10 protein-coding genes and 1 pseudogene are annotated in these 6,933 nt (G+C 66.9%); all 11 read left to right on the top strand.

Annotation, left to right across the window (positions count from 1 at the left end; genetic code table 11):
* Positions 1-263 (top strand): annotated as a pseudogene (locus AC36XV_RS09720) (endonuclease/exonuclease/phosphatase family protein); the annotation flags it as partial.
* 114 nt (positions 264-377) lie between these two features.
* Positions 378-1,664 carry an APC family permease gene (locus tag AC36XV_RS09715; RefSeq protein WP_492203492.1) on the top strand — a complete coding sequence of 429 codons (1,287 nt, stop codon included), beginning with the start codon at positions 378-380 and terminating at the stop codon, positions 1,662-1,664.
* A 59-nt stretch (positions 1,665-1,723) separates the two neighbouring features.
* Positions 1,724-2,236: an ester cyclase gene (locus AC36XV_RS09710; RefSeq protein WP_492203491.1), complete on the top strand. Its 513-nt coding sequence runs from the start codon at positions 1,724-1,726 to the stop codon at positions 2,234-2,236.
* 117 nt (positions 2,237-2,353) lie between these two features.
* On the top strand, positions 2,354-2,884 hold the full coding sequence (locus tag AC36XV_RS09705; RefSeq protein WP_492203490.1) for a Spy/CpxP family protein refolding chaperone: 531 nt from the start codon (positions 2,354-2,356) through the stop codon (positions 2,882-2,884).
* Positions 2,885-3,002: 118 nt separating this feature from the next.
* A complete protein-coding gene (locus AC36XV_RS09700; RefSeq protein WP_492203489.1) occupies positions 3,003-3,452 on the top strand; it encodes an ester cyclase in 450 nt (149 codons plus the stop codon).
* Positions 3,449-3,808, top strand: a complete 360-nt coding sequence (locus AC36XV_RS09695) for a nuclear transport factor 2 family protein (RefSeq protein WP_492203488.1) — start codon at positions 3,449-3,451, stop codon at positions 3,806-3,808. The genes AC36XV_RS09700 and AC36XV_RS09695 overlap by 4 nt, the downstream gene beginning before the upstream one ends.
* Positions 3,805-4,740, top strand: a complete 936-nt coding sequence (locus tag AC36XV_RS09690; protein WP_492203487.1) for a VOC family protein — start codon at positions 3,805-3,807, stop codon at positions 4,738-4,740. The genes AC36XV_RS09695 and AC36XV_RS09690 overlap by 4 nt, the downstream gene beginning before the upstream one ends.
* Positions 4,737-5,123, top strand: a complete 387-nt coding sequence (locus AC36XV_RS09685) for a nuclear transport factor 2 family protein (RefSeq protein ID WP_492203486.1) — start codon at positions 4,737-4,739, stop codon at positions 5,121-5,123. The genes AC36XV_RS09690 and AC36XV_RS09685 overlap by 4 nt, the downstream gene beginning before the upstream one ends.
* 105 nt (positions 5,124-5,228) lie before the next feature.
* Positions 5,229-5,507, top strand: coding sequence for a hypothetical protein (locus AC36XV_RS09680; protein WP_492203485.1), 279 nt, complete (start codon positions 5,229-5,231; stop codon positions 5,505-5,507).
* A gap of 56 nt (positions 5,508-5,563) precedes the next feature.
* The gene (locus AC36XV_RS09675) at positions 5,564-6,523 is read left to right on the top strand and encodes an alpha/beta fold hydrolase (RefSeq protein ID WP_492203484.1); all 960 of its coding nucleotides are present in this window, start codon (positions 5,564-5,566) and stop codon (positions 6,521-6,523) included.
* On the top strand, positions 6,516-6,933 hold a 418-nt coding region (locus tag AC36XV_RS09670; protein ID WP_492203483.1), incomplete at its 3' end, for a hypothetical protein. The genes AC36XV_RS09675 and AC36XV_RS09670, both read left to right, overlap by 8 nt.

The raw sequence follows: 6,933 nt of genomic DNA, 5'->3' as shown, positions 1-6,933 counted from the left end.
TTCCGACCTTGCTGGCCGGCGACTTCAACTCCGAGCCGGGCACGGCAGTGATGAAGCACCTCGCACGCGGGTGGCGCGTCGTGGACAAGGGAGACGACGCCCTGACCTTTCCCTCGTATGCGCCGGAGCGGGAGATCGACTTCGTGTTGTTCCGTCCGCTCGACCGATTCGAGGTGTTGTCCGAGTCGGTGTTGGAGGAGCCCGTGGCATCGGACCACCGGCCGATCGCGGTGGAGGTGATCGTCCGGCCACCAGACCGATGATCCCCATCATCGAGCTCGTGGATCGCCGAAACGAGTTGGCCCGCCGAAGGTGCGCTCGGTCCCGAGTAGCAGCTCCACAGTGCCAATGACTCCGCACCCGAACATGGGGTTTCGATGACCGACAACCCCGCGTCGTCCGAGAAGCTCGGCTTCAACGCCACCTGGTCGATGGCCGTCGGCGGAATGGTGGGCGGGGGCATCTTCTCCACTCTCGGAGTGGTCATCGGGGTCGCCGGTCCGTGGGCGTGGCTCAGCTTCGTGGCCGGCGGACTCGTGGCCCTCGTCGCCGGATACAGCTACGTGAAGCTGGCCGCCTACTACGGGGAAGGAGGAGGTGCCTTCACGTTTCTGCGCGAAATCGATGCAGAGGGTTTCGCCGGGAGCCTGTCGTGGGTGCTGATCGTCGGGTACGTACTCACCAACGCCGTCTACGCCACGACCTTCGGCCAGTACCTGGGTCACGTGGTCGGCCTCGGACCCTGGTTTCCGCGCGCCGCCGGGATCGCGATTCTGGCGTTCTTCATCGGTCTCAACCTCCGCGGAGTTGGCGAGGCGGGGGGCGTCGAGGTGTTTCTGGTCTGGTTCAAGCTGATCGTTCTGGTGGGCCTCGCGGCGTGGGGGCTCGCTCGCTGGGCCCCGGACATGCTCTCGCGCGGCGTTCCCGACGCCGGTCCTCTCTCAGCTCTCTTCGGTGCGGCTTCCGTCTTCATGGCCTATGAGGGGTTCCAGCTTCTGGCGTACGACTACGAGGACATCGATACGCCGGATCGCACACTTCCCCGCGCGGTGATCTCGGCGATCGTCTGCGTGATCGGCGTCTACGTGGCGGTCGCCCTCGGGACCGCCATGCTGATCGGAGCCGACGAGATCGTGGCGAACGAAGAGGTGTCGCTGGCCGTGGCCGGTCAGGCCGCGTTCGGCACGTTCGGCCTCGTCGTGGTCACGGTGGCCGCGGCGTTCTCCACCGGGTCCGCCATCAACTCCACCCTGTTCGGAACCGCCCGGCTGGCGGCCGAAGTGGCGCGGGACGGAGAGCTGCCGGCTGCTCTCGAGCGTCGAAATGCGGAAGGGATACCCGACCGGGCGGTGATCGGGCTGGGCGCGATGGCGGCCGTTCTGGCCGTGGTCGGCTCCCTCGGGACCCTGGTCGAAGCGGCGAGCCTCGCCTTCCTGTTCACTTTCACGGTCGTGTGCGGACTGGCGTTCCGGCAGAAGGCCGGTGCGCGCCCGATCACGGGCGGTGGGGCGATCGCCGGGCTCTGCCTCACGGGGGCGCTCCTGGTCCGGCTGGTCCGTGTGAATCCGGTCGGCCTCGCGGTGCTGAGCGTCGTAGTGCTGGTGGCGACGATCGGTCGGCCCATCCTCCTTCGTCACGTCAGGGTGGAGCGCGGTGCAGATTGAGCCCGATTACGTGAACGTCGACGAGTGGGATCTTCCCTACGAAGAGGAGTCGTGAGCCCGTGAAAAGGAAAGCTCTGATGTCCCTGGCCGCGAGGCCGATCACGCTCGTCGCGGCGGCGGCTGTGGTATTCTGGGCGTGCGACGCCCGCTCGGCCTCGAACGACACACGCCGTCTGGCCGGGCCGGACCTGACGGACCTGGCGACGCGCTATGCCGAGGCCTGGAGCGGACAGAATCCAGAGGCGCTGGCCGAGTTCTACGCCGAGAACGGAGTTCTCATCGTGAACGATGGGGAGCCCTCGGTGGGACGTGAGGCCATCGCCACCACGGCCGGTGGGTTCATGGAGGCCTTTCCCGACATGGTCGTCGAGATGGACTCGGTGGTCAGCGAGGACGGTCACGCGACCTTCTACTGGACGTGGACCGGCACCAATACGGGGCCGGGAGGCACGGGCCGGTCCGTTCGACTGAGCGGGTACGAGCAGTGGGCGCTCGACACGGAGGGGCGGATCGTGGAGTCGCAGGGACACTACGATGAGGCCGAGTACCAGCGGCAGGTATCCGGCGAATAGCTGCTCTCTGACCGCGGCGCTCAAGCGGTGGCTGAGACACCGGCCCGAGGCACCCGGGGCCGATACCGGCGCGGGCGTTGGGTCCCGCCGATGACCCCCACGGAGAGGAGTCTGTCGATGCGCAGCGCACTCGGCGTCACGATCCTGATTCTCGGCCTTGTCGCCGCCCGTCCCGCGACCGCGCAGGAACACGCGCACGACCATGGATCCCCGTATTCGGACTTCACGGACCGCGAAATCAAGGCTCTGTCGGGGGCCGAAACCGAAGGACTCCTGAACGGCGACGGCCTCGGGATGGCCCTGCCGGCGGAACTGAACGGTTACCCGGGCCCGAAGCACGTGCTGGAACTGGCGGATATGCTCGAACTCTCCCCCGATCAGAGGCGAGAAGTCACGACGATCTTCGAACGGATGAAGATCGAGGCGAGGTCACTCGGAGAGCGCATCGTCGGCCTCGAGCGCGAGCTGGACCGGGCATTCGCGGAGGAGACCATCACCCGGGAACGCCTGGATGAACTGGTCGCCTCGATCGCCGAGAGCCGGGGCATGCTGAGGGCCGCGCACCTGAACGCGCACCTCGGGGTACGCGCGGTTCTCACGGAGCCCCAGCTTCAGCACTACGAGCGGGCGCGGGGATACGGAAGTTGAGCCGGAGGCCGAGCCCCGCGGAGTCGGTCTCCCCGGCATGGCTTCGTAACCCGTACACGTTCGCGTAGAATGGATGTCAGGTGATCGCGACGTGAGGGAGTCGTTTCCGGAGGCAACCGTGTCAGAGTCCAGTCATGCCGAATCCAACAAAGAGACCGTCCGGAGAATCGTCGCCGAGGGGGTGAACCGCGCCAACCTGGAGGTGTTCCGGGAGGCCGTCATCGAGGATTACGTGCGGCACAGCCAGGCCTCCACCGGCATGGAGGAGATCCGCGGCGCGGATGCGTTCCTCCAGTTCCTCGAGTGGAACTACACGGCGTTTCCCGACTGGCACGAGGAGATAGAGGTCATCCTGGCCGAGGGCGATCTGGTGGCCTACGTCACCACGGGGACGGGCACACATGTCGGCCCCATGGGCGAGGTGCCGCCGACCGGACGACAGATCCGGCTCCACAACTTTGTCGTCCACCGCTTCGAGGGCGGGAAGATCGCGGAGACCTGGGTAGGCTGGGACAACCTCGCCGCGCTGAAGCAGTTGGGTCTGCTGCAGCCGCAGCCCGACGGGTGAGCGCTTCGCCGGCCGATCTGGCCCGGCTCTGGCTTCGCGCCTGGGACTCGCACGACCTGAGCCTGCTTCGTCTCACACCGGACTTCGTGCACGTGAGCCCGTTCGGGAGGTTCGAGGGGGCGGAGGAGTACCTGCGCGCCGTCGAGCCCATGTCGCGGAAGAGTGTTCTGGGGATCACGGTGCGCGACGTGATCGAAGCCGAGGACCGCGCCGCCATCACCTACGAAGTGGAGACGACCGCCGGCCCGGTCGAGGCGTGCGACTGGGTGTTCGTCGAGGACGGGAGGATCCGTGAGGTCCACTCGTACTACGACAGCGTGACGAACCGGGACGCCCTCGAGGGCACAGATCCATGAAGAATTCGCTCCGCATGCTCGTCCTGGCCCTGGCCCTTCCGCTGACCGCGTCTGCCCAGGGAATCGGCTGGCAGGATCCCCTTCTGGAGCACCTGGCCGGGGAGTGGGTGATGACGGGCACGATCGGCGGCGCTGAAGTGGTCCACGACATCTCCGCCGACTGGATACTGGACCACTACTACCTGCAGCTCCACGAGAGATCCCGGGAGATGACCCCGGATGGACGGCACGAATACGAGGCGGTCGTGCTGATCGGGTGGGACCCGGACCCGGGCCGCTACGCCTGCCTGTGGCTGGACACCACGGGCGGGGGAGGGCTGGATGTGGATGCGCAGGTGATGGGACGGGCGCAGCGGGAGGGGGATTCCCTTCCGTTCGTGTTCGAGCTTCCCGACGGGAGCGTCATCTACAACACGTTCGAATACCGCGCGGACAGCGACAGCTGGAGGTGGGCCATCGACGTCGAGCAGGGTGGAGAGCGCAGCGAGTTCGCCCGGGTCGAGCTGACCCGGAAAGAGGAAGCGGACGGCGGGCGGGTGACCGGCCTCGGCGGCCTGTTCTTCCGCAGCCAGGATCCAGCCGCGGTGGCGGACTGGTACCGCGTGCACCTCGGGATCGACGCCGCGGAGTGGGGTGGCTTCGCGTTCCAGTGGCGCGAAAAGGCCGACCCCGAGGAGGTCGGCTACACCGTGTGGGCCGCGTTCCCGACCGACACGGAGTACTTCGCTCCCAGCGGCGAGTCCTTCATGGTCAACTTCCGCGTCGCCAACCTGGAGGCTCTCATCGGGGCGCTTCGATCGGAAGGAGTCGAGATCGCAGGAGACATCGAAGAGCACCCGAACGGCAAGTTCGCGTGGATCGTGGACCCCGAAGGTCGAAAGATCGAGCTGTGGGAGCCGGTGCCTTCGAGCGAGGATCCGTACCTCGAATGAGCAGCCCGGGGGACGTGGTCCGTGCCTGGGTGGATGCCTTCAACGCCGCCGACGTCGATGCCCTGGCGGCCCTTTATGCCGAGGACGCGGTGAATCACCAGGTCGTCCGGGAGCCGATCCGCGGTCGCGCAGCGATACGCGAGATGCTCTCGAGCGAGTTCGCCGCCGCCGACATGACCTGCATCGTCGAGAACCTGTTCGAGGACGGAGACTGGGCGATCCTGGAATGGCGTGATCCCCTCGGTCTCCGGGGGTGCGGCTTCTTTCACGTGGTGGACGGTCATATCCGGTTTCAACGGGGCTACTGGGACCGGCTGACGTTCCTGCGGCAACAGGGCCTGCCGGTTCCCGGGGTCGAGGGTGATGGTGCCCATGCGCCGTAACGTGACCCGCTCCTTGCCGGCGACCGCGATGTGGACGCTCGCACGACAGGGGTCCGCCCTGAAGGCGATGGCGCAGCCCGGCTCGTCCCTCATGGAGGGGGCTTCATGATCAGCAGTCTCACGGTGCTGTTCCTCATCTTCGCCGCCGTGATCGGAAGCACGGCCATGGTGGGCGTGTTCGCCTACATTCTCAGCCGGGTCCGACGCCTCGAATCGGGGGCGCCGGTAGCCGAGGGTTCCGGCGCGCTCGAACAGCAGCTGGACCTCCTGCAAGCGGAGATCGAGTCGATGAAGGACGATGTGTCGGCACTCACGGAGCGGCTCGACTTCACGGAACGCTTGTTGATGAAGGGTGACGACGCGGGAAGCGAAGACACGCTTTGAATCACCGGGAGTCCGCCGAACCCGTTCACCACGGACAAACGAGACGGGAGGTGCGCATGAAGCCGCGAGACGGGAATCCACAAGGCCGGTCGCGCCGGGGGATCAGCGCCATGCGGTCCGGTTCGAAGGTTCTGACCGTAGTCTGCATGACGCTCGTATGGGGATGCGCTGCGGATGTGCCTCCGGAGCCGACCGTATCGTACGGCGAAGCGGTATCCGCCGACGGCGTGACGATCCGCTACGAGGTGAGGGGTGCGGGCGAGCCGACGCTGCTGCTCGTGCACGGGTGGACGAACAGCCGCCGAATCTGGGGCCAGCATCCGGAGACGCTGGCGACGAACCACCGCGTGGTGGCGCTCGACCTGGCCGGGCACGGAGTCTCGGATGCGAACCGGACGGAGTGGACGATGGAGGCATTCGGGCAGGACGTCGTGGCGGTGGCGGATCAGTTGGGGCTGGAGGACGTCGTACTCGTCGGTTTCTCGATGGGAGGGCCGGTGATCATCGAAGCGGCCGATCAGCTCGGGGAGCGCGTGGCGGGCCTGATCTTCGTCGACACCGTCCAGGACCCCGACACCTTTCTTGCCGGCGACGAGGCTCTGGAGCAGATGGTGGCCGCGATGCGGGCGAACTGGAACGATCCGGCCTTCATCCGTGCCTTCGGCTTCACCCCGGATGCGCCCGACTCGCTGATCGACTACGTGATCCGTATCCAGCCGGAGGAGCTGGCGGAGTACCAGGTCACCGTGCTCTACGCCGTTCACGATTGGGTCGGAACCGAGATGAACCCGACCCTGGAACGACTCGAAGTGCCTATCGCCGCCATCAACACCACAAATGAGCCGACGAACGTGAACGCCCTCCGACGCTACGATCCGGGTTTCATAGTCGACACCGTCCAGGGCGTGGGCCACGCGGGCATCCTGCTGCGGCGGGTGGACGACTTCGACGCCCGACTGCTGGCGATCGTGGATCGCTTCGTTGCCGACGGGACGGCGGCGGGGGTCGATGACTGACCGCTCGGACGAGGGGTCCGCACGTATCCAGTGGCGCCGCCTCCTCGCGGAGAGCGTCGCCGTGGTCCTGTCGATTCTCCTCGCCTTCGCGATCGACGCGTGGTGGGACGCGCGGCAGGAGGCGGGCCGTGAGCGAGACCTTCTCGCGGGCTTGCGAACGGACTTCGAGTCGAGTCGTCCGGGCCTCGAAGGGCGACGGACTCTGGCCCGGCGGATGGCGGCCGGCACCGTGGAGCTGCTGGTCCGGATCGAGGAACGGGACGCATCCGGGGAAGTGCCCGTTCCGGATTCCCTGATTCTTGCCGTTCTCGGGGGACCGACGTACGAACCGGCGACGAACACGCTCGATGCGGCCCTCGCTTCCGGAGACATCGGATTGCTCGAGAGCCCGGAGCTTCGCACGGAGCTGG

The sequence above is a fragment of the Candidatus Benthicola sp. genome (assembly GCF_058719085.1).
This window is presented reverse-complemented; position numbering and strand designations above follow the sequence as displayed.